Origin of the sequence: Thiomicrorhabdus sp. 6S3-12 (assembly GCF_017571475.1) — a bacterium.
Taxonomy (GTDB): domain Bacteria; phylum Pseudomonadota; class Gammaproteobacteria; order Thiomicrospirales; family Thiomicrospiraceae; genus Thiomicrorhabdus.
Genome location: NZ_JAGETW010000002.1, coordinates 151,177 through 172,035 on the forward strand (window position 1 = coordinate 151,177; position 20,859 = coordinate 172,035).

The window sequence follows — 20,859 nt, forward strand, 5'->3', positions numbered from 1 at the left end:
ATATTGTACCCTTTTCCAGGCAAGCATATCAGCCCGAGTGCAGAAAGGCCGGCAATTAAAGCAAACACAGCCCTAAAAGGATCTTTATGCACCCTTATCTAAACATCGCCACCGAAGCCGCTCAAGCAGCTGGTAAAGTTATTCGCTATTATCAGGAGCGCTTCGATCAGATCAGCGTAGAACACAAAGGCCGCAACGACTATGTCAGCCAATGCGATCTGGAAGCGGAGCAGGCAATCATCAAAACCATTCGCAAATACCATCCGAACCACGCCGTTCTCGCCGAGGAGACTGGGAGACAAAAAGGGGACAACACCTCAAAAGTCGAGTGGATTATTGACCCTTTGGACGGTACGACCAATTTCCTCCACCAGTTCCCACAGTATGCGGTTTCAATCGCCGTACGCGAAAACGGCAAACTGACGCATGCCGCCATCTACGACCCGGTTGCCGACGAACTGTTTACCGCCTCACGCGGTGCCGGAGCCTATCTGAATAAATTCCGCATTCGCGTCACCGATCAGAAATCGCTCACAGACTCTCTACTGGCCACCGGATTTCCGTACCATGATTTCACCTATATCGACGACTATCTGGCAAGCTTCAAAGCTTTCATGACCAGTACAGCCGGAATTCGCCGCGCAGGTTCCGCTGCATTGGATCTGGCTTATGTCGCCTGCGGTCGTGTTGACGGTTTCTGGGAATTCAACCTCAAACCTTGGGATATCGCTGCCGGAGCCCTGCTGATTAAAGAAGCCGGCGGCCTGGTAACAGACTTCAACGGTGGTGAAGACTACCTTGAAAGCGGAAACATCATGGCAGCCAACCCGAAACTCTACAAAGAGATGGCACAGGTTATCGGCAAAACCGTTTCCAAAGAGCGACGTCGATAATTCTTAGCGACCAGAAATGGCGACTAAAGGAAACAAAACGCTTTTAGTCGCCCTCTTGCAAAGGCAACGACATCAGAACCGCATCTTCTCTGCTTTCAACATAGTCATTAAGAACATCATCCCAGTCTTTAGACTGATAATAATCCTTGCGAACACCGTCTTCACGAAAACCCAGTTTACGATACAAAGCCCGTGCACGCTGATTCGACTCGCGAACCTCCAACAACACTATATTAAAATCCGCCGCAAGCAACTGCTCAAGGAGCTTGGAAAACGCCAGAGTAGCCATCCCTCGCCCCTGACTTTCGGGACGAATGCAAAAATTTAACAGATGCGCTTCATCCAGTACCGTCAAAAAACAGCTATATCCCTGAATCCGACCATCAATATCGCAAAAAACATAATTCACCCCCTGATCCAGACTATTCTCAAACCCCCTTCTGCTCCAGGGGAAATCGTACGCCTGCTGCTCGATCAGCAACACCTCATCAAGATCGGTCTCGTTCATGGAACGAAGGTAGCTTATTTTTTCCAAGGACATGAGTAGAAAATTATCCGAAAGAGAGCACAGTACACTCCGCTAACGAAGCTGCGCATCTAGCCGCAGAGCCTGCTGATAAAAAGATTTTTTGGCATGTGGATCACTGAGCATCAGGTCAAAATCCGGCACCGGAAGCACCTCACTGCCTTCGCTCAAAACTTCATTAATGACATGTTCAGGATCCATACTCAGCAGACAGTCCACACCAGAATCGATAATTTCCTCGACCGAACTATATACCTGCTCTTCGCTGATCAGAAGCGAAGTATCCACAAACAGGATTTCCTCTTCGGACCACCCCATAGCAAGCATGATCTGACTCCACAACTGCCATTCCGCCTTACTCTCGTCCTGCCACAGGGACTGCAATCCTTGACCGACCAAAGCCACCTGACGCAAAGGGGCAACCTCTTTGAGCTTCGAAGCTTGAGAAGCTTTGAGCTCACTGGCTTTATTCATTTTCGGCTCGGGGTGACTTTCACTGTTCGAAACATCCGATTCACCGGATCCCTCGTGATCTTCGGACACCGGCGATCCCATCGCATGCATCACTTCTGGCGAGGCGTGAAACACCGAATCTCTTGCCGTCCAGTGAGCAACACCCAGCTGTTGGAAAAGCGCTGCCGAAAATTTAACTGACAATGCAGGACTTCCTATAAAACAATCTATTACACATCTGCCTGAGGATGCGCTTTGACAGGCGCATCCTTAAGCTTATTCAAAGCGTTGACATAGGCCTTAGCCGAAGCGGTCACAATATCAGTATCCGCCCCTTGACCGTTGACGATACGGCCGGCCTTTTCCATGCGCACAGCCGTCTCGCCCAGAGCGTCAGTACCGTTGGTGACATTACTCACCGAGTACAGCAATAAGGATGCGCCGGAATGCACCATGGATTCGATCGCTTTAAAGGTCGCATCAACGACTCCACCACCTTGAGCCTTGGCCGTCTGCTCCTGTCCTTCGATCCACAAAGTTACTTCCGCTTCCGGAGACTCTCCCGTCTCGGTCGAAACTTTCAACGAAACCAGACGGTAAGTTTCATTCTCGACACGCATAATATTGTTATCGGTAACCAGAGACTGCAGATCTTCGTCGTAAATTTCATGCTTGCGGTCAGCCAGCTCTTTAAAGCGAACAAAAGCGTCGTTCAGTTCCTGCTCGGTTTCAAATTCAATTCCCAACTCCTGCAAACGGGTCTTGAATGCATTACGCCCCGAGTGTTTCCCCAAAACCATCTTATTGTCGCTCCAGCCTACATCCTGAGCGCGCATAATTTCATAGGTTTCGCGATGTTTCAGAACACCGTCCTGATGGATGCCCGACTCGTGAGCAAAGGCATTGGCACCGACAATCGCTTTATTCGGCTGCACGGCAAAACCGGTAATATTCGCGACCAAACGCGACGCCGGAACAATTTCCTGGGTATTAATTCGGGTATCAACGTCAAATACATCCTGACGGGTCTTAATCGCCATTACCACTTCTTCCAGCGCAGTATTCCCGGCGCGCTCACCAAGACCGTTGATCGTACACTCAACCTGGCGGGCACCGTTCTGCACCGCTGCCAACGAATTCGCAACCGCCAATCCCAAGTCATTATGGCAATGCGCCGAGAAAATCGCTTTATCGGAATTCGGAATACGCGTCAGCAGATCGTTAAATAAGGAACCGAACTGCTCCGGTACGTTGTAACCGACCGTGTCCGGAATATTAATGGTTCCCGCCCCGGCATCGATAACCGCTTCAATCACGCGGCACAGAAAATCCGGATCGGAACGGCCGGCATCTTCCGGAGAGAACTCGACATTATCGGTAAACTGACGGGCCAGCTTAACCGCCCAGACCGCGCGCTCCACCACCTCGTCCGGACTCATGCGGAGTTTTTTCTCCATATGAATCGGCGAAGTCGCGATAAACGTATGAATACGACCGGAATTAGCCGGCTTAATCGCCTCTCCGGCACGACGAATATCATTTTCCACCGCACGCGCCAGACCGCAAATCGTTGAATCTTTAACCGTTGCCGCAACCGCTTGAACCGACTCAAAATCTCCGATACTGGCAGCGGGAAAACCGGCCTCGATTACGTCGACACGCAACTTCTCTAACTGCTTGGCAATACGAATTTTCTCTTCCTTGGTCATGGAAGCGCCGGGACTCTGTTCACCGTCACGCAGAGTCGTATCAAAAATAACTAGATGGTCTTTCATAATTTTCTCAATTCAAGCAATTAATTGGATTCTTTAGTAGAGGATGATTTTGTTTCGTCCGCAACCTCTTCGGACTCGGAAAACACCTTAGACAACTCTTCGGCCTCGCGCTGCTGACGCCTTTCTTCACGCCTTACCCGCAAGGTAGCCAAAGTCAGAATCGGCCCCGAAAAAGCATACAGGAAGAGCGTCGAAAACAGGATCATCGCGGGTTTAAGACTGACAACCACCAGTACCAAAACCCCGACCAGAAGCGTCAGGAAAGAAACCTTGCCTTTCAGATTCACCTCTTTAAAAGAGTGGAAACGGAAATTACTGACCATCATCAAACCGGTAAAAACTGTTAAAAACAGCGCCAAGACCGGAATATAGGTGTCATGCATATGGTCGTTTTCCACCATCCACACTAGTCCGGCAAGCACAGCCGCTGCGGCCGGGCTTGGCAGACCTTGAAAATAGCGTTTATCCGCCACTCCGACTTGAGTATTGAAACGTGCCAATCGCAATGCCGCCCCGGCGGTATAGATAAAGGCGGCCAGCCAACCGAGCTTACCAAAATCCGTCAATGCCCACTGATACATCAGAAGAGCCGGTGCCAAACCAAACGACACCATATCCGACAAACTGTCGTACTCTGCGCCAAAAGCACTTGAGGAATTGGTCATCCGGGCAATACGGCCATCAAGCCCGTCAAAAACCATCGCAATAAAGATCGCAATAGCCCCCTGCTCGAAATTCCCCTGCATACCGGCGATTACCGCATAAAAACCGGCAAACAGTGCTGCGGTCGTCATAAGATTAGGCAGCAGATAGATGCCGCGTTCAAATGGCTTTTTCATAAACTGTTTTAAACCTCTGGCGGAAAAACCGGCGCCCAGCGACACCCTCGCTTCGCGCCTCAACATAATAATTCAGGCTATTCTAACAAGATAAATTTTGCCGACAGAAAATTTCCTTAGCCAATTGGCCATTTTATCGGCTCTCTTATTTATATAAAGAGCGACTGCTGCTCCGGCGAAACGGCAAAGTAAGTTGCCGCCCCGGCAAATTGCATGGATTCGATAAATTCTTCCTCGCGAAACCCCATCAGATCAACACTCATCTGACACGCCGTCATTTGCACACCCAGTTCAACACAAAGCGCCCGCAGTTCTTCAATGGGAACTTGGCCGTGTGCCAGCAACTGCTTTTTAAACCCCCAGGTTGCCAGCGCCTCCATTCCCGGAAGCTGCCATAAAAATCCCGGAAGCGAACGATTCATATCAATCTGTCTAAGCCAGTCCGGCCCGACCGGCAGATGCATTTTCATCCCGGGATTCCCTACAGGAGAAACGCGAAGATGCCGCGTTTCCTTAAGCGCACACTGCAGACCGTAAAAAGTAAAAAAGACTTCAACCTGTTTATCCATCGCCGCCGCTGTACTGGCGAGAATAAAAGTCGGATACGCCCAGTCAAGCGAGCCTTTCGTATGAATAATGCTGAGTTGCTGTCGTTCCATCACTAGAGACCTTTATCTTCTGATTTCAAATTCAATGACCGGCTCCTCTGATAACAAAGAGCAATGCAGCCCCTGTTGCCGGCAGAATGCAGGAATATCTTTCAGCCCTCCTTTATCTTTAAGCTGAATTCGAAACACATTCTCTTGCGCATTTTCATGCAAGACTTTCTTTAACTTAATAATCGGCATTGGACAAGCCAGTGCACTGCAGTCGAGTTTATACATATATTTAAGAAATCCTGTTAAAGGTGACTATTATCCAATATTCACTGAAAATGGTAAGCACCATTCAATTTTTATCCACAGTCTTTCCAATTTTAGGGCTTTTTTCTTGACTGGTAATTCCACTAGACTAAAACCGAGTCTGAGAAAGACCGTCGCTGAGAACTCGCACGATAAACTCCATTGCCGACTCCGCCAATTAGATAATTGGCTAAATCACGAACATTTATTATAGTGTGGCAAGGTGACATCAAGGTACATATGCAGCGATGCAAAAAAACAAAATGACAAAAAAACGCACACAAAATGGCTACACAAGCGCAACAAGAATGAAACGGCTTCGCCAGACAGTACTGGCTATCTTGATCGGATCATTCACTGCAAGCAGTTCTTCAAGCGCCATTGCGCTGGACAACCTACCTGACCTGGGTGCTCCGGACCTGGTCGAGTATGACCGAAAAACCGAAGAACGTTTGGGAAGAGCTTTTACCGAATCCCTTATGACGCAGTTCGATCTGCAAGAGGATCCGGAAACACTGAATTACATCCGCCAGATCGGTTATAAGATTGCCGGCAACAGCGGGCAGAACCGGAACTTCGATTTTTATGTAATCCGGAATAACACGATTAACGCTTTTGCGGGACCGAACGGCGTAATCGGTGTCCATACAGGGTTAATCGAAACGGTTCACAGCGAATCGGAACTCGCATCGGTGATTGCGCATGAAATTGCTCACGTCACCCAGCAGCACCTTTCGCGAACTTATGAGTACAACAGTACTCAGGGCAGCATCACCAGCTTTGCCACTTTATTGGCTGCGGTGCTTGTCGGGATTTACAATCCGAACGCGGGAATGGCTGCACTCATGGGCGGCATGGGAATGAATATGCAGGACCAGCTAAAAAATTCGCGGCAGCATGAACAGGAAGCAGATAACGTCGGCATCCAGATTCTGCACGAATCAGGTTATGACCCGCACGCGATGGGCGATTTTTTCGGCAGACTGGCTAAATCCGGTCAGTTTAACACCCATCAGGTTCCGGAAATTCTGCGAACGCACCCTGTTACCTTGAGCCGGTTGGCGGCTGCAGAAAACCGGGCGCAAATAATGCCTCCGTTAAAAGCGGCTGCAGAAAGCAACGATCTGATATTAATAAAAATGCGTATCGCCGCCGAAAAAGAGGATTTTTCTAAACTTGAAACCAAAGGTTTGACGCCCGCTGAACAATGTTATCTGCGCAATTTGCAGGAGCTCAATCGGAAGCAAACGGAAAAACAACTGCTAAGAAGCCGCACACAATTGGACTGTCTTCTCAAACAAGCCAATGAGAACACTATGCAGCCGCTTTACAGCACGCTTCTGATTGAACGCATCAAACAATTCAAAGAGCGTAAAAGCCACAGCGACCTGACGCAGCCGATCAGCGAAGCTTTAAAGCTGATCAGCTATCAGCAAGAGTTATGGCCAAACAACCTTGCCGTTCAGCTTCGGCATGCACAGTTATTGGAATTAACCGGCGAGTACCAGAAAGCAATGCAGGTGCTGGCCAACGGAAGTGAAAACGGACATAACCAGTATCAGATAAATAATTATCTGGCGCAGTTTGCCCGTGAGCAAAACAAGGAAGCGCTCGCCAATTACTACCAGGCACGCGCACAGATCTCTGTCGGCAACTACGCCAGAGCCAGACACTTTATTGATGAAGCCAAAAGAATAAACAATCAAAGAAATGAGGGCATTGATAAGCAAATCGATTTTTTCAATGCAAAATATACGCAAAATTTACAGGAAAACGATCAAAAGGAGAGTGTTCAGTAGATTACATAAAAAAATATTACAAGTTGATTAAATAATACTATAGCAAACCCCATTTAAAATCCTTGCGTTTGCAAAGTAACTGAGTAAGCTAACAACCCTAAGAGCGAAACCGCTCGAATAATATAAAACCCAACATATAATGGGGACGTCGAAAGACACTTTTGGAGGAGAAGAATAATGAATTTAAAAATGAAGCAACTGTTGACTGCTTTCGCCGTCTCGTGTGCCGTAATGACAGCGCCAGTTAGCGTTCAAGCTGCGGACAAGCCAGCTGCCTCTGATATTGAAGAAGGTAAAAAACTTGCCTTCAGCCGTTCCAAAGGGAACTGCCTAGCCTGCCATATGGCTGGTGACGGAGCCCAACCGGGTAATATCGGGCCAGCACTTGTTGCGATGAAGTTACGTTACCCTGACAAGCAAAAGTTGTACAACAAAGTTTGGGGTACTTCAGATTCAATGAAAGTACCTAACAGCATGATGCCTGAATTCGGATTGCACGGAATTCTTACCGATGACGAAATCCGTAAAGTCGTTGACTACATCTATACGCTGTAAAAAAAATTTTTATTAAACCTTAACCGGGAGTTTTAAACCTTATGAAACGTAGATCTTTCCTTAAAGGTACTCTAGCCACTGGTGCTGCAGCTGTAGCTGTTAACGCTGGTCTTCTAACGCCTAGCACTGTTCTAGCTGCTGACTGGAATGCAAAAGCATTCGGCGCTAAAACAACTGATGACGCTCTAAACGCAGTTTTCGGTTCTGCTAACGCTACAGCTTCAGGCGACGTACAACTAAAAGCGCCAGCTATCGCGGAAAACGGTGCTGTTACTCCAGTTACTGTTGATGCTTCTGGTATCGATGGTGTTGAATCTATCGCTATCCTAGCTAGCAAAAACCCAATGCCAATGGTTTGTGAATACACATTCGGCGCTGGTGCAGTAGGTTATGTATCTACTCGTATCAAAATGGGTGAAACAATGAACGTTATTGCTGTTGTTAACGCTGGCGGTAAGCTTCTTAAAGCAGAACAAGAAGTTAAAGTAACTATCGGTGGTTGTGGTGGTTAATCCACACTCCTAACCGTTTAATACTTTAGATTCATACTTTTTAAAAGGAAATATTATGTCTATCAAAATCCGTATGCGTGGTAAGTCAAAAGGTGGCGTAGCTGAAATTAAAGCTCTAATCAAGCACCCTATGGAATCTGGTGCTCGTATGAACAAAGCTACCGGTAAACCATACCCAGCTAAGTACATCGACATGGTTGAAGTTTCTGTTAACGGTACTAAAGCGATTGACGCTCAATGGTCTGGTGCAGTTTCAGCTAACCCATACATGGCTGTTAAAGTTAAAGCTAACGCTGGCGATGAAGTTAAAGTTAGCCTAAAAGACAACACTGGTGCAACTGGTGAAGACTCAATCAAACTAAAATAATTTAGCTTGATTCGTGGCATTCACTTTCGGGTGAATGCCATACACTATAAAAATAATAAAAAATATAATACGCTCTCCATAGGAGGATTGGAATGAAGAAGACCTTACTAGGCTCACTTGCCTTAGGCGTGACAATGATCGCAACCAGCCCTGCAGCATTTGCAGTAGATCCAGAACAAGATCGTCAGAACCTGGTTGATTTTTTCAAGTCAAAAAGCCCAAAAATCGCCTTTGAAGATTACAAAGACGGTGGTTATATCTACAGCGCTGACAAGCGTGCTCAATGGGAAGCAGTTGAAGAATTCCCTCCATATTTAGATTCTGTTGATGCCGGTGAAGAACTGTATCAGCAAGATCAAGCGGTTTACGAAAAATGTTTCGGTGATGATCCGGCAAACGTTCGTCCGCACTACCCTTACTTTGATGAGAAGACCCAGCAGGTGGTAACACTTGAGTGGGCAATCAATATCTGTCGTGAAGACGCCGGACTTAAGCCGTTTAAATATAAAAAAGGCGACATCGCCAAGCTAAGCGCTTATTTCGCGTATCAATCACGTGGTCAGAAAGTTGACGTTAAAATTGACAGCGATGGCGCTCGCGAAGCCTACAATAAAGGCCGTGACATGTTCATCAAGCCAGTTGGTCAGCTAGGCCTATCATGTGCCAAGTGTCACGCATACAACGCAGGTCGCTATGCACGTGCAGATTTACTTTCTCCGACTCTAGGTCACACTACCCACTTCCCGGTTTTCCGTGCGAAATGGCAGGAACTAGGTACCCTACACCGTCGTTATGGTGGATGTCACCAAAACATGCGTGCTAATCCATTCAAGCCGCAAAGTGAAGAGTACCGTAACCTAGAATTCTTCCAAGCCTATATTTCAAACGGTTTGGAGATCAACGGTCCAGGTTACCGTCAGTAATCTGAATTTATCCTCCAACTTAAGCTCAGTTTTTTACTGAGCTTTTTTATTGCCTAAAGAAAATCAGAAAATCATTATTTACTAATCTCTTTAGGTAAAAAGAGGACATAAAAAAACCGGCATACGCCGGTTTTTTTATGTCTTGCTTTAAGGCCGAGAGTTACTCTTCGTTAAGCATCTGCTCACCTTCATACACCCAGTCGAAACCTTGACGAACCCAAGCCTCGATGCGCATCAGCAGATCGGTATTATTCAACCCCATCTTCTGCGCCAGTAGAAAGACCTTGTCCTGTTCTTCTTTACCGAAGTGACCGTCTTTATAGGAAAGCTTAATAAGCTCCTGTAGCGTAATCACACGCGCCTTCTTGGTATCCAGCTTACTTAGGGCATCATTGATATCCAGTTCAGACTTATCCAAATCGAACTCAATACCATAAGCAACACTAAAGTCCTTAAGATACTGAATTTCTTCGTCGGAAACGTCATTGTCAGCTGCAGCTAAGTTAGCCGCAAGGTCAAATACCACCTGACGCTGTTCTTCGGTTAATTGATCGGCAAACATATGCGCAACTCCTTAAATTAAAATTTATTGTGTTCGATCTGATCGACATTACGCACAGCACCGAAAGCGGCACTGGTCGTCATAGCGGCATAAGCGCGAAGAGCGGCACTGACTTTACGCTCGCGCGGTTTAACCGGCTTCCAGGCATCCTTCCCTTTCGCTACCATTGCCTGACGGCGCTCCGCCAACTGTTCGTCAGTCAGCTGTACATTGATTGTACGGTTTGGAATATCAATTTCAATCATATCACCGTCTTCGACCAGACCGATATTTCCGCCCTCGGCCGCTTCAGGCGACGCGTGACCGATCGAAAGACCGGAAGTCCCTCCGGAGAAACGACCGTCGGTAAGAAGCGCACACTCTTTACCCAGCCCTTTCGATTTCAGATAGCTGGTCGGATACAGCATTTCCTGCATACCCGGACCACCCTTCGGCCCTTCATAACGAATAATAACCACTTCGCCGGCTTTGACTTCATCACCAAGAATACCGGCTACCGCCGCATCCTGAGATTCATAAATACGGGCAGAACCGGAGAATTTGAAAATCGACTCATCTACACCGGCCGTTTTAACAATACAGCCGTCCTGCGCGATATTGCCGTAAAGCACCGCCAGACCACCTTCTTTGGTATAAGCATGTTCCAGATCGCGTACACAACCTTCAACCGGATCACTGTCTACGCTCTTCCAGCGTTTATTCTGGCTGAAAGCTTCGGTTGTACGCACATTACCCGGCGCAGCTCTAAAGAAGGTATTGATCGCTTCATCATCGGTGCGGCGAATATCCCACAGATCGATTGCCGCGCCCATGCTTGAGGCATGGACCGTATGTACATCGCGATTAATCAGACCACCGCGATCCAGCTCACCAAGGATACGCATAATACCACCGGCACGGTGAACATCTTCCATATGGAAAATTTTCGAGTTCGGCGCGACCTTAACCAGACAAGGAATCTGGCGTGAGATGCGATCCATATCCGCCATGGTAAACGGCACTTCCGCTTCACGCGCAATTGCAAGCAGATGCAGGACCGTATTCGTCGAACCACCCATGGCAACATCCAACGCCATCGCGTTTTCAAAAGCTTCATAAGTGGCAATCGAACGAGGCAATACTGATGCGTCGTCTTTTTCATAATACTGTTTTGCCAGCTCTACAATGCGACGACCGGCTTCTTCAAACAGATGCTTACGGTCAGCGTGCGTTGCCAGAGTCGTACCGTTCCCCGGTAAAGCAATACCCAAAGCTTCAGCCAGGCAGTTCATCGAGTTGGCGGTGAACATCCCTGAACAGGAACCGCAGGTCGGACACGCAGAAATTTCAACTTCTTCGACATCGCTGTCGGAACAGTGATCATCCGCCGCCATAACCATCGCATCGACAAGATCCAGCTTAATGCCTTCACCGCCCAATACTGTTTTACCGGATTCCATCGGGCCACCGGTGACAAAGATCGTCGGAATATTCAAACGCATTGCCGCCATCATCATACCCGGAGTGATTTTGTCACAGTTCGAGATACAGACCAGTGCATCGGCGCAGTGTGCGTTACACATATATTCGACCGAATCGGCGATCAGATCGCGCGAAGGCAGGGAATACAGCATCCCATCATGCCCCATGGCAATACCGTCATCGACGGCAATGGTGTTGAACTCTTTTGCGACACCACCGGCTTCCTCAATGACGCGCGCCACCAGCTGACCCATATCTTTCAGATGGACGTGCCCTGGAACGAACTGGGTGAATGAGTTGGCAATTGCGATAATCGGCTTACCGAAATCTTCAGATTGCATCCCCGTTGCACGCCATAAAGCACGGGCACCGGCCATATTGCGGCCGTGGGTACTGGTTTTGGAACGATATTGAGGCATGGATAGGCTCCTTATTGACAAAACAAAGGTTCGCGATACGACAAACGGGTTTCAATACGTCACCGGCACAGTGATTATTATGCTCGGCGGAATCGATTCCTTTGCTATTCGACTTTGCTCTTTTGACTGTTATACTTAGGTTTCAGCGAATCAGTCATGGTGGTAAATGTTGCTGCTGCATGTACGACGCATCGTAAAGTCGATGCCTTACAGGCCAATAAGCAAATCGTCGCCCCGACCGGATAACCGTAAGGCAACCAAAAGACCAAAAACTTTTTCGCAAATTCCCTTAAAAATTAATCTTGGTATTTTCGCACATTCATGCAGCAATCTGAATTAGATTTTATCCAAAGCCTGCGTCAATCCTCTCACTATATTGAGCAGCATCGCGGCAAAACCTGTGTCCTCTATATTCCGGGAGAGCTTCTGCGGAATGACGAACGGATTCAGACCTTGAGCAGAGACATTACCCTGCTCCATTCTCTGGGACTCAAATTGGTTCTGGCGATGGGAGCTACGCCACAGATTAACGAGGCGTTACAAGCGCAGGGAATTGCATGGCAACACCATCACCAGTGTCGAATCACGCCGACGGAAATACTGCCGACATTCCAACAGACCATCGGCCAGGTACGCTCGCAACTTGAAGCCGCTTTCTGCCAAGCCTCCAACCAGCAGCAGAAACCGATCAGTCTAGTCTCAGGAAACTGGGTAATCGCCCGTCCTAAAGGCGTTGTCGACGGTATTGACTACCAGCACACCGGTCAGCTGCGCAAAATGAATCACGAGGCGATACAGGCGTGTCTAGAAAGCAAACAGATCGTTCTCCTGACGCCTCTGGCCTACTCCCTGACCGGCGAAGTGTTCAACCTCAATACGCTGGAACAGGCCTGCGAAGTCGCCAAATTACTGCGTGCCGACAAATTAATGGTATTCCAGCCGGAAAACCTTTTACAGAATCTTCCTGCCGCTCTAAATCAGGTTCAACTGGCGCAATTAACCTCCGAACTGCCAGAGTCGCAGCAACCTCTGTTCGAACGTTTGCAAACACTGAGCAATGCAGTCAAGCGCATTCACCTGCTAAATCAGGAAGACCCTTCAAGCCTGTTGCTGGAACTGTTCACTCGAGACGGTTCGGGGACGATGATTTTCAGCGACCGTTATCACCAGATCCGTCAGGCAACCATCGAAGATGTCGGCGGCATACTGGAAGTTATCGCTCCTCTCGAACAAAACGGCATTCTGGTCAAGCGTTCACGGGAACGACTGGAACTCGAAATCGACAACTTTATCGTTATCGAACGTGACCAGCGCATTATCGGTTGTGCCGCACTCTACGCCGATTATCATGACAGCGGGGAACTCGCCTGTCTGGCGGTGCATCCGGATTACCAAGGTCAGGAACTGGGCGAACAGCTGCTTGAAGAGATCGAACAACTGGCAAAACAGAAACGTTTGCAACAGCTTTTTCTGCTGACGACGCACACCCACCACTGGTTTATTGAGCACGGGTTTTATCTGGCAAGTCCAAATGAACTGCCAATGCAGAAGCAGCAGCTATATAATTACCAGCGAAATTCCAAAGTACTGATTAAAACGCTAACGCATAGCTAAAGACAACTTCATGACGCAAAACACACAAGCCGCCGAAAACTCGACCGAATACGAAGTCCAACAAATGAAAGACCGCTTTCGCGGCTTTTTACCGGTTGTGGTCGATGTTGAAACCGGGGGCTTCAACCCTCAGACCGACGCCCTTCTCGAAGTCGCTGTCGTCACCTTGGAGATGGATGAATACGGCCAGCTCCAGCGTAAAGAGACCTTCGACCGCAATATTCTGCCTTTCGAAGGCGCTAATCTCGAAGAAAGCGCACTGAAATTTATCGGCATGGACGACCCGTTTCACCCTTTTCGCGGAGCCGTTAACGAAAAACAGGCGCTGCTGGAACTGTTTGAACCGATCAACCGCGAAATCCAGCAGACCGGCTGTACAAGAGCCATTCTGGTCGGACATAACGCGTTTTTCGACCTGAACTTCATACTGGCCGCGGCGGAACGCAACCATGTGAAATGCCCTTTCCATAAATTCAGCACCTTCGACACCGTCAGTCTGGCCGGATTGGCTTTCGGCCAAACCGTACTGGCCAAAGCAATGGTCAAAGCCGGAATCGAATGGGATAACGCCATGGCGCACTCCGCGGTGTATGACACGGAAAAAACCGCCGATCTTTTCTGTCAGATTATCAACCAGATGCCGATGCTTGGCGAATAGCCGCGAACTTTCTTCGCTTTCTTCAGGCAATAAAAAAGCACCAGGAACCGTTCAGGCTCTCTGGTGCTTTTTTATTTACGGCTGTTTTCGAGCTTAAGCGCTTGCTTTCGCGTTGGCTTCCGCCATCATTTTCTTCAGCTCGCCAGACTCGGCAAGTTCAAGCGTGATATCGCAACCACCCTGCAACTCTCCGCCGATGTACAGCTGCGGGAAAGTCGGCCAATCCTGATATTTCGGAAGATGTTCAAAAATCTGCGCGTCCGCCAAAACATTCACAAAAGCGAACTTCTCGCCGGTTTCCACCAACGCCTGAGCCGCACGGCTTGAGAAACCGCAAGAAGGCATCTGCGGCGTACCTTTCATATACAGAACCACCGGGTTATTGCTGACCTGGTCGTGAATTCGATCTAAAGTTTCTTTAACAACTTGATCCTGGTTTTCCATAAGGGCCCCCTTAATGCTTGTAACTTTTATAAACGATTTTTTAATTGAATGACCATTGTACTTATATTCAGAAAAATTCCCAGTAAACGACTCGGTTATATGTCCGTTATAGGGAATTTTCCTTTTAAAGCGTCTTATCTACATGCTTCTGCAACCAGAATTCCAATAATGCCGCATGCCACAGCTTGGAACCCTGAATCGCGGTAAAGGCGTTATCCGCCTCCGGATTTTCCAGCAACTCTGCCAATTTCTGCTGATTGAAGATACCGCGTTTTTTCGCCGCTTCCGAAGTCAGCAGACTTTTCATAAACTCATAGAAGTCACCGCGTACGTATTTCAGCGCCGGCATCGGAAACGCCACTTTCGGACGGTCGATAATTTCATCCGGTACGATTCCGCGACCGATCGCTTTCAGGATATGTTTGCCGCCGGTTTTCATTTCGGGCGGCGCGGCCATGGCCCATTCGACCAGATCATGATCCAGGAACGGCACCCGCGCCTCCAGGCTCCAGGCCATGGTCATATTATCGACTCGCTTCACCGGATCATCGACAATCAGTGTAGTCACATCCAGACGCAACACCTGATCCAGGAATTCATCCGCACCTTCTTCGGTCAAATGGTCGGCGACATACTCACCGGTCGCATTATGCACATGATATTGCGGGTTAATCACTTCGAGCCACTCCTCGTGAGAACGGTCGAAATAGTAGGGAGCAAAGGCCTGTAACGCCTGATCACGATCCTGAAGATCAATCTTTTTACCGGCGTCGGCCATTAACGGATACCAGAAATACCCGCCGAAAACTTCGTCCGCACCCTGACCGGAAAGCACCACTTTAACTTCCTTGGAAACCTGTTCGGAGAGCAGGTAAAACGCAACCGCATCCTGCCCCACCATTGGTTCGGCCATCGACTCCACCGCTTCATGCAATCGCGGCAGTACGGTTTCATTCGGGATATGAAATTTCTTGTGATCGGTTTTATAACGTTCGGCCACCATATCGGAAAACTCGAACTCGTTGCCTTTCTCTTCCGGCGCGTCTTCAAATCCGATCGAGTAAGTTTTGATGTTCTCGACTCCGGCTTCCGCCAGCATCGCCACCAGCAAACTTGAATCCAGACCACCTGAGAGCAGAACGCCGACCGGAACATCGGCCGCCGTCAGGCGCTTGTGCACCGCCTGCTTAAGCTGCTTGTGAATCGCATCCACCCACTCCTGTTCGCTCTGCGGTACCGCTTCGCCCTTAAAGGCTTCGCCTGTCGGACGCTTGGCTTCCAGATGCCAGTAACGTTTTTTAAAAATCTGCCCATCCGGGTTGACGATCATCCAGTGACCCGGTTCCAGTTTACGAATCCCTTTAAGGATCGTATACGGCGCGGGAATGACTGCGTGCAGGGTTAATTGAAAATGCAGCCCCACCGGATCAATCTCACTATCGATATCGCCTTCCGCAAGCAAGGCCTGAGTATTAGAGGCAAAACGTACGCCGCCTTCAACCGGAGCGTAATACAGCGGTTTAATTCCCATACGGTCTCGCGCCAGCAGAAGCTGATGATGATCGTCGTCCCAGATCGCAAACGCAAACATGCCCTCGAAATACTGAACACACTCCATCCCCCATTGACGGTAGGCTTTCAAAATCACCTCGGTATCGGAGTGCGACACAAATTCATGTCCTAACTCCGTCAACTGTTCGCGCAGCTCGACGTAGTTATAAATACAACCGTTGAAAACCAGACTTAACTCTTTATCCAGCATCGGCTGGTGCCCGCACGCGGAAAGATCGATGATCGACAGACGCTTATGACCGAGACCGACATGTTCGTCTATCCAGATCCCCTCGTCGTCCGGCCCGCGATTCTGCATCGCAGCCAACATCGGCTTAAGGCGCTGTTCGCTTGCCTGTTGGCCGTCAAAGTAGATTTCACCGCAAATGCCGCACATAGAATTTCGCTCCCAGTTTTCGGTTCAGTCCGAATTTTATAACCAATCCGGCTATTTTAATCATTTTGACGCATTTTTCAGGCTGACTCTTTAAAATGAACGGAAATTAGCCCTTAAATCAAGAGAAATTGAAGATGCAAGTCATTGGACTGACCGGCGGTATCGGTTCCGGAAAATCGACCTTCTGCAACTTAATGCAGCAACATGGTATTGCTTTCATCGACAGCGATCAGATTGCCCGGCAGGTCGTCGTACCGGGTTCACCGGGCTTAAAATCGGTGGTTGCAACATTTGGTAAAGAAATACTGAATGCCGACGGCTCGCTTAATCGTCCACGATTGCGGGATATTATTTTTGCAGACCCGAAGGATCGTCAACCCAGAGAAAAGCTTGAAGCGATTCTGCACCCGCTGATTCGCGAAGAAACCCTGCGGCAGATAGACTCTTACCGACAAAATGCCGACTACAAACACCCCTATCTTCTGGTCGCGATTCCGTTATTGGTCGAAGGGATACTCAAAACAGGCCGCAAACCGGATTACATTGATCAGATCTGGGTATTGGATTGTTCGCAACAAACGCAGATACAACGCGCTTGCAGCAGAGACCAAAGCAGTCTAAACCAAATCAAGAACATCCTCGCCAATCAAGCTTCTCGCCAGCAGCGTCTGCAGCACGCCGATAGAGTTATTGACAATGAAAAAGGCCTCGAGGAACTCGAACGTCAGATCGAACTCCTACTAAGGCCTTAGTCAATAACCTCGCGCAAAATCTTCAGAGAAGCCTATAACGCGCCGGAAACCCTGCCGAACCGGTGATATCAAGAATTATTCGACTTCACGCCGCATGGTCACTGAGACGCGTTCGGATTCCCTCCGCACTTACCTTGAGCACCTTGCGGCATATTCGGACTGCCGCCACACTGTCCACGTTGCTGATACTGGTTGCCACCGCATTTTCCCTGACCGCATTTACCTTGCGGCATATTCGGGCTTCCGCCGCACTGTCCGCGTTGCTGGTACTGATTACCGCCGCATTTGCCCTGCGGAGCATTCTGGTTTCCGCCGCATCGTCCCTGTTGCGGGTATGGATTTCCGCCACATTTTCCTTGAGGCTGGTTAGGGTTGCCTCCGCATTTGCCCTGACCGCATTTAGCATCCGCCAACAGTTTTGATTTATCCTGTTCTTCATCCAACAGGATAAACGGGTTTTCTGCCGCCATCGCCGAGCCACCCATTACAGTCGCCGCTACAGCCGCAAGTTGCCGAATAAAACCTCTACGAGTATTCATGTCATTTCTCCTATGATTTGCCTTTAAGGCCATTAAACCGTTGTTAAATTCAATCAATCCCGCATAAAACGCCGTCTTATCCAGTAATCCAGACTGAAATAGCGTCCGCCACCGACCATAAAGAGCGCCAGCAACATTAGAAAATAGGTCACTGCCCACTCAATACCGTTATTCACTATGGCAAAACTTCCATGCTCGCTCAGCCGCGATGACTGCCATCTTGCCGAATAAACACTTATGGATATTAAATAAAAACTCAATAACCACACTAAACAATAGTAATCGTCTATTCAACAACCGTCTGCCAAAACCAGATAAAACTTCTTATAAATCAGATAATTAAATTCTATACAAGCGCGTAAAATCCATATAAACCAGCCATTTCAACTCTTTTAACTGAAATTCTTCATTCACTGCTTTTCTGTTGACCCCAGACAATCATGTGAAGATATAAATAAAGTCTGAGTATTAACTCATTATTCTGAATGAGTATTCTCCTAACCCTTTGACGAAAAAGAATTTTGCGCCTTTTTTCTTTTGCCATTCAAAACTTGAGGACGATTATATCCGGGCTATAGGAAGACTGCTAAAATGCCAACATCATGAGTCGTATGAGCCATTAGGTGAGATCAGGCGATATCTTATAGTTCTCTGCCAACGGCACAAAACATTGACCTAAAGCGTTCTCTTGTGTGTGCAAAGAAATCCTGTCCGATGGGGCGTCTAAAACTATTTATTTTATAAAATTGGAGCTGGATTCCGAATGCGCAAATTTTCAATATTCGTATTCATTTTTATCGTCATAGCACTACTTATCGGGTTTGAAAAAAACTTTTTGATACCGACTCCAGAGAAGACGCCACCTAGCGCGATGACAATTGAAAATGAACAAATTCATCTGCGCTTTGGCCACAATACGCCAGAAAACAGCGCTCTGCATCTGGCGGCATTACGCTTTGCCGAGCAGGTTAAGCAAAAGACCCGCAACCGGGTTATCATCGAGGTATTCCCCTCGCAGCAACTGGGCAATGACCATGAAATGGTTGAGATGGCGCGCGAAGGAACCCTCGATATTCTTTTAACGCCCACTGCAAAAATGAGCGTCCCACTTCCGGCTATGCAATATGCGGATCTCCCCTTTTTCTTTCCGTCTCGCGAAGATGCTTATGCCTTACTGGATGGAGAACCGGGTCGGTTGCTGCTCGACAAGTTGAATCAGATTGATCTGGTCGGGGTGACTTTCTGGGAAAACGGCTTTAAACATTTCACCGGCAACCAACCTTTTCTGCAGCCTTCCGACTTTACCGGAAAGAAAATTCGCGTCATGAAGAGCCGTATCATTATGGATCAATTCCGCGCCTTGGGAGCCGAGCCGGTACCGATCGACTTTCATTCCACCCGGCAGGCACTTGCCGATAATGTTGTCGACGGCGAAGAGAATCCTCTGGTCGCAATCGTCAGTATGGGATTTCATGAAGTGCAGTCAGACTTAGTTCTCAGCGAACATGCCTATTTGGGTTATGTCTTCTCTATCAGCAAGAAAGTCTTCGACAATTTACCCCAGGATGTGCGGACGGTTCTGATCGAAACCGCAAAAGAGATAACTCCCTGGGAACGAAATGAGACACAACGACGTGAACAGATGCTTCTCGAACAGATCCGCAAGGCTGGCGTACAAATCCACAAACTGACGGCAGAGCAGCGTCAGGCTTTTGCCAGCAAAGTCTCATGGATAGCAAAAGCCTCTGAACCGGTAATCGGCCCCGAAATCATCTCCAAGACGGAAGAATATTTACTGAATAAATATGGTCCCGCTCCGGAACTTAAAGAACAAATTGTCATCGGTCTTGATGCAGACCTGTCTCTTGATGGCGGCGTGGTTGGTTTATCCATTAAACGGGGGATCGAATTGGCGCTGGATGAGATCAATACAGCCGGAGGAGTGCTCGGAAAGCCCTTAAGACTGATCGCAAGAGATCACCGTATGACCGCCAGCATGGGGGTTCGCAATCTGCAATATTTCATTGATCGTGATGACGTTGTAGCGGTTATCGGCGGTAAACACAGCGCAGTCATTATGGAAGAACTTGCCCTTATCAACCAGGCCCGGATTCCCTATCTGATCCCTTGGGCAGCATTATCGGAGCTTACAGAGAACAATTACGCAGATAACTATGTATTTCGCATAGCGGTCAATGACCGCCTCGTCTCGCCATTTATTGCAAAATACCTGCTTAAACATCATAAGCATCCTGCTATAGTGGTAGAAAATACCATTTGGGGTCGAGGCAATATGCAACGTATCTCCAAGTACATGAATGATAAAGGCGTCGCGCCTGGCGTCATCATTACACTGAATCGCGGGCAAGGTGATTTAAGCAATGAACTAAAGAAAATCACCGATGCAAAATGCGACTCGATCATTCTCGTTGCCGACAGTAATGAGGCAGCCAATTTTGTGACTCAACTGGCCAATCATCCATCCCCGCTTCCCGTGGTTTCTCATTGGAGTATTGCGGGTGGCGATTTTTATCAGCGAGTACATAATGTGTTGCCACGCATCGATTTAAAGTTCTTTCAGGCTTATTCGACAACCAATAACCGCCCGGAACTAGAGGCACTTCTGAGCCTTTACCGCCAGGTGTATGCCGTACCCAAAAATAAACCGATTAATTCTCCACTAGCGACTGCTCGAGCGTATGATCTCACTCACTTGCTGGCCTTGGCAATCACACAGGCTGGAAGAACGGATCGAAGCAATGTAAAACTGGCTCTGGAGCATCTGAAACCCTTTAATGGCGCCATTAAATATTATCAACAGGCGTTCCGCCCTGATAATCACGATGCCTTGAGCGACAATCAATATTTCATGGCTCGCTTTGATGACAAGGGCTTCATTGTACCGGTGAGTGAATAGG

Annotated in this window: 22 protein-coding genes; 10 read left to right on the forward strand and 12 right to left on the reverse strand. The window is 48.2% G+C overall.

The window, feature by feature from the left end; genetic code table 11:
- Positions 1–86: 86 nt before the first annotated feature.
- The gene (locus J3999_RS03705) at positions 87–893 is read left to right on the forward strand and encodes an inositol monophosphatase family protein (protein WP_208126623.1); all 807 of its coding nucleotides are present in this window, start codon (positions 87–89) and stop codon (positions 891–893) included.
- A 43-nt stretch (positions 894–936) separates the two neighbouring features.
- Here J3999_RS03705 and rimI read toward each other — a convergent pair whose 3' ends face one another.
- From rimI to J3999_RS03735, 6 genes are all read right to left on the reverse strand, one after another.
- A complete protein-coding gene (gene rimI / locus J3999_RS03710; protein ID WP_208126624.1) occupies positions 937–1,434 on the reverse strand; it encodes a ribosomal protein S18-alanine N-acetyltransferase in 498 nt (165 codons plus the stop codon).
- A 39-nt stretch (positions 1,435–1,473) separates the two neighbouring features.
- The gene (locus J3999_RS03715; RefSeq protein ID WP_208126625.1) at positions 1,474–2,076 is read right to left on the reverse strand and encodes a hypothetical protein; all 603 of its coding nucleotides are present in this window, start codon (positions 2,074–2,076) and stop codon (positions 1,474–1,476) included.
- Positions 2,077–2,102: 26 nt separating this feature from the next.
- On the reverse strand, positions 2,103–3,647 hold the full coding sequence (locus J3999_RS03720) for a 2-isopropylmalate synthase (RefSeq protein ID WP_208126626.1): 1,545 nt from the start codon (positions 3,645–3,647) through the stop codon (positions 2,103–2,105).
- A gap of 20 nt (positions 3,648–3,667) precedes the next feature.
- Positions 3,668–4,486: a CDP-diacylglycerol--serine O-phosphatidyltransferase gene (gene pssA, locus J3999_RS03725; RefSeq protein WP_208126627.1), complete on the reverse strand. Its 819-nt coding sequence runs from the start codon at positions 4,484–4,486 to the stop codon at positions 3,668–3,670.
- A 149-nt stretch (positions 4,487–4,635) separates the two neighbouring features.
- Positions 4,636–5,145, reverse strand: a complete 510-nt coding sequence (locus J3999_RS03730; RefSeq protein WP_208126628.1) for a DsrE/DsrF/DrsH-like family protein — start codon at positions 5,143–5,145, stop codon at positions 4,636–4,638.
- A gap of 12 nt (positions 5,146–5,157) precedes the next feature.
- The gene (locus tag J3999_RS03735) at positions 5,158–5,370 is read right to left on the reverse strand and encodes a sulfurtransferase TusA family protein (RefSeq protein ID WP_208126629.1); all 213 of its coding nucleotides are present in this window, start codon (positions 5,368–5,370) and stop codon (positions 5,158–5,160) included.
- Between the two features lie 326 nt (positions 5,371–5,696).
- Between J3999_RS03735 and J3999_RS03740 the strand changes: the two genes are divergently transcribed.
- The 5 genes from J3999_RS03740 to soxA all read left to right on the forward strand — a co-directional run bounded on the left by J3999_RS03740 (position 5,697) and on the right by soxA (position 9,544).
- Positions 5,697–7,187, forward strand: a complete 1,491-nt coding sequence (locus J3999_RS03740) for a M48 family metalloprotease (protein ID WP_208126630.1) — start codon at positions 5,697–5,699, stop codon at positions 7,185–7,187.
- A 177-nt stretch (positions 7,188–7,364) separates the two neighbouring features.
- Positions 7,365–7,742 (forward strand): sulfur oxidation c-type cytochrome SoxX, encoded by a 378-nt coding sequence (gene soxX / locus J3999_RS03745; RefSeq protein ID WP_243755291.1) that lies wholly within the window; start codon positions 7,365–7,367, stop codon positions 7,740–7,742.
- 41 nt (positions 7,743–7,783) lie between these two features.
- Positions 7,784–8,254, forward strand: a complete 471-nt coding sequence (gene soxY / locus J3999_RS03750) for a thiosulfate oxidation carrier protein SoxY (protein WP_208126631.1) — start codon at positions 7,784–7,786, stop codon at positions 8,252–8,254.
- A gap of 55 nt (positions 8,255–8,309) precedes the next feature.
- Positions 8,310–8,621: a thiosulfate oxidation carrier complex protein SoxZ gene (gene soxZ, locus J3999_RS03755; RefSeq protein ID WP_208126632.1), complete on the forward strand. Its 312-nt coding sequence runs from the start codon at positions 8,310–8,312 to the stop codon at positions 8,619–8,621.
- A gap of 92 nt (positions 8,622–8,713) precedes the next feature.
- The gene (soxA, locus tag J3999_RS03760) at positions 8,714–9,544 is read left to right on the forward strand and encodes a sulfur oxidation c-type cytochrome SoxA (RefSeq protein WP_173284364.1); all 831 of its coding nucleotides are present in this window, start codon (positions 8,714–8,716) and stop codon (positions 9,542–9,544) included.
- A gap of 160 nt (positions 9,545–9,704) precedes the next feature.
- Here the strand turns inward: soxA and J3999_RS03765 are convergent, their stop codons facing one another.
- Together J3999_RS03765 and ilvD are read right to left on the reverse strand one after the other, a co-directional pair.
- Positions 9,705–10,106 (reverse strand): TerB family tellurite resistance protein, encoded by a 402-nt coding sequence (locus J3999_RS03765; protein WP_173284363.1) that lies wholly within the window; start codon positions 10,104–10,106, stop codon positions 9,705–9,707.
- A 17-nt stretch (positions 10,107–10,123) separates the two neighbouring features.
- The gene (ilvD, locus tag J3999_RS03770) at positions 10,124–11,986 is read right to left on the reverse strand and encodes a dihydroxy-acid dehydratase (RefSeq protein ID WP_208126633.1); all 1,863 of its coding nucleotides are present in this window, start codon (positions 11,984–11,986) and stop codon (positions 10,124–10,126) included.
- 321 nt (positions 11,987–12,307) lie between these two features.
- On the opposite strand from ilvD, the gene argA reads away from it, so the two are divergent.
- Complete coding sequence (argA, locus tag J3999_RS03775) at positions 12,308–13,600, forward strand: amino-acid N-acetyltransferase (protein WP_208126634.1); 1,293 nt, start codon at positions 12,308–12,310, stop codon at positions 13,598–13,600.
- A gap of 10 nt (positions 13,601–13,610) precedes the next feature.
- Positions 13,611–14,258, forward strand: coding sequence for a ribonuclease T (rnt, locus tag J3999_RS03780; RefSeq protein ID WP_208126635.1), 648 nt, complete (start codon positions 13,611–13,613; stop codon positions 14,256–14,258).
- Between the two features lie 93 nt (positions 14,259–14,351).
- On the opposite strand, the gene grxD is transcribed toward rnt, so the two are convergent.
- Both grxD and J3999_RS03790 read right to left on the reverse strand, forming a co-directional pair.
- Entirely contained in the window at positions 14,352–14,702 is a 351-nt protein-coding gene (grxD, locus tag J3999_RS03785; RefSeq protein ID WP_208126636.1) for a Grx4 family monothiol glutaredoxin, read from the reverse strand.
- Positions 14,703–14,826: 124 nt separating this feature from the next.
- A complete protein-coding gene (locus J3999_RS03790) occupies positions 14,827–16,650 on the reverse strand; it encodes an N-acetylglutaminylglutamine amidotransferase (RefSeq protein ID WP_208126637.1) in 1,824 nt (607 codons plus the stop codon).
- Between the two features lie 134 nt (positions 16,651–16,784).
- On the opposite strand from J3999_RS03790, the gene coaE reads away from it, so the two are divergent.
- Positions 16,785–17,402 carry a dephospho-CoA kinase gene (gene coaE / locus J3999_RS03795; protein WP_208126638.1) on the forward strand — a complete coding sequence of 206 codons (618 nt, stop codon included), beginning with the start codon at positions 16,785–16,787 and terminating at the stop codon, positions 17,400–17,402.
- A gap of 98 nt (positions 17,403–17,500) precedes the next feature.
- Here the strand turns inward: coaE and J3999_RS03800 are convergent, their stop codons facing one another.
- On the reverse strand, positions 17,501–17,941 hold the full coding sequence (locus tag J3999_RS03800) for a hypothetical protein (protein WP_208126639.1): 441 nt from the start codon (positions 17,939–17,941) through the stop codon (positions 17,501–17,503).
- Positions 17,942–17,994: 53 nt separating this feature from the next.
- Positions 17,995–18,117 carry a hypothetical protein gene (locus tag J3999_RS11970; RefSeq protein WP_256438076.1) on the reverse strand — a complete coding sequence of 41 codons (123 nt, stop codon included), beginning with the start codon at positions 18,115–18,117 and terminating at the stop codon, positions 17,995–17,997.
- A 587-nt stretch (positions 18,118–18,704) separates the two neighbouring features.
- On the opposite strand from J3999_RS11970, the gene J3999_RS03805 reads away from it, so the two are divergent.
- Positions 18,705–20,858 (forward strand): DctP family TRAP transporter solute-binding subunit, encoded by a 2,154-nt coding sequence (locus J3999_RS03805; protein WP_208126640.1) that lies wholly within the window; start codon positions 18,705–18,707, stop codon positions 20,856–20,858.
- Position 20,859 lies beyond the last annotated feature (1 nt).

Bases quoted from the DNA above. Each gene is read 5' to 3' on its own strand.
- J3999_RS03730 (WP_208126628.1), bottom strand. From the start codon at position 5,145: ATGGAACGACAGCAACTCAGCATTATTCATACGAAAGGCTCGCTTGAC.
- J3999_RS03705 (WP_208126623.1), top strand. From the start codon at position 87: ATGCACCCTTATCTAAACATCGCCACCGAAGCCGCTCAAGCAGCTGGT.
- coaE (WP_208126638.1), top strand. From the start codon at position 16,785: ATGCAAGTCATTGGACTGACCGGCGGTATCGGTTCCGGAAAATCGACC.
- J3999_RS03735 (WP_208126629.1), bottom strand. From the start codon at position 5,370: ATGTATAAACTCGACTGCAGTGCACTGGCTTGTCCAATGCCGATTATT.
- soxA (WP_173284364.1), top strand. From the start codon at position 8,714: ATGAAGAAGACCTTACTAGGCTCACTTGCCTTAGGCGTGACAATGATC.
- J3999_RS03765 (WP_173284363.1), bottom strand. From the start codon at position 10,106: ATGTTTGCCGATCAATTAACCGAAGAACAGCGTCAGGTGGTATTTGAC.
- J3999_RS03800 (WP_208126639.1), bottom strand. From the start codon at position 17,941: ATGAATACTCGTAGAGGTTTTATTCGGCAACTTGCGGCTGTAGCGGCG.
- J3999_RS03740 (WP_208126630.1), top strand. From the start codon at position 5,697: ATGAAACGGCTTCGCCAGACAGTACTGGCTATCTTGATCGGATCATTC.
- rnt (WP_208126635.1), top strand. From the start codon at position 13,611: ATGACGCAAAACACACAAGCCGCCGAAAACTCGACCGAATACGAAGTC.
- rimI (WP_208126624.1), bottom strand. From the start codon at position 1,434: ATGTCCTTGGAAAAAATAAGCTACCTTCGTTCCATGAACGAGACCGAT.
- argA (WP_208126634.1), top strand. From the start codon at position 12,308: ATGCAGCAATCTGAATTAGATTTTATCCAAAGCCTGCGTCAATCCTCT.
- J3999_RS03720 (WP_208126626.1), bottom strand. From the start codon at position 3,647: ATGAAAGACCATCTAGTTATTTTTGATACGACTCTGCGTGACGGTGAA.
- soxZ (WP_208126632.1), top strand. From the start codon at position 8,310: ATGTCTATCAAAATCCGTATGCGTGGTAAGTCAAAAGGTGGCGTAGCT.
- grxD (WP_208126636.1), bottom strand. From the start codon at position 14,702: ATGGAAAACCAGGATCAAGTTGTTAAAGAAACTTTAGATCGAATTCAC.
- soxX (WP_243755291.1), top strand. From the start codon at position 7,365: ATGAATTTAAAAATGAAGCAACTGTTGACTGCTTTCGCCGTCTCGTGT.
- J3999_RS03790 (WP_208126637.1), bottom strand. From the start codon at position 16,650: ATGTGCGGCATTTGCGGTGAAATCTACTTTGACGGCCAACAGGCAAGC.
- ilvD (WP_208126633.1), bottom strand. From the start codon at position 11,986: ATGCCTCAATATCGTTCCAAAACCAGTACCCACGGCCGCAATATGGCC.
- pssA (WP_208126627.1), bottom strand. From the start codon at position 4,486: ATGAAAAAGCCATTTGAACGCGGCATCTATCTGCTGCCTAATCTTATG.
- J3999_RS03805 (WP_208126640.1), top strand. From the start codon at position 18,705: ATGCGCAAATTTTCAATATTCGTATTCATTTTTATCGTCATAGCACTA.
- soxY (WP_208126631.1), top strand. From the start codon at position 7,784: ATGAAACGTAGATCTTTCCTTAAAGGTACTCTAGCCACTGGTGCTGCA.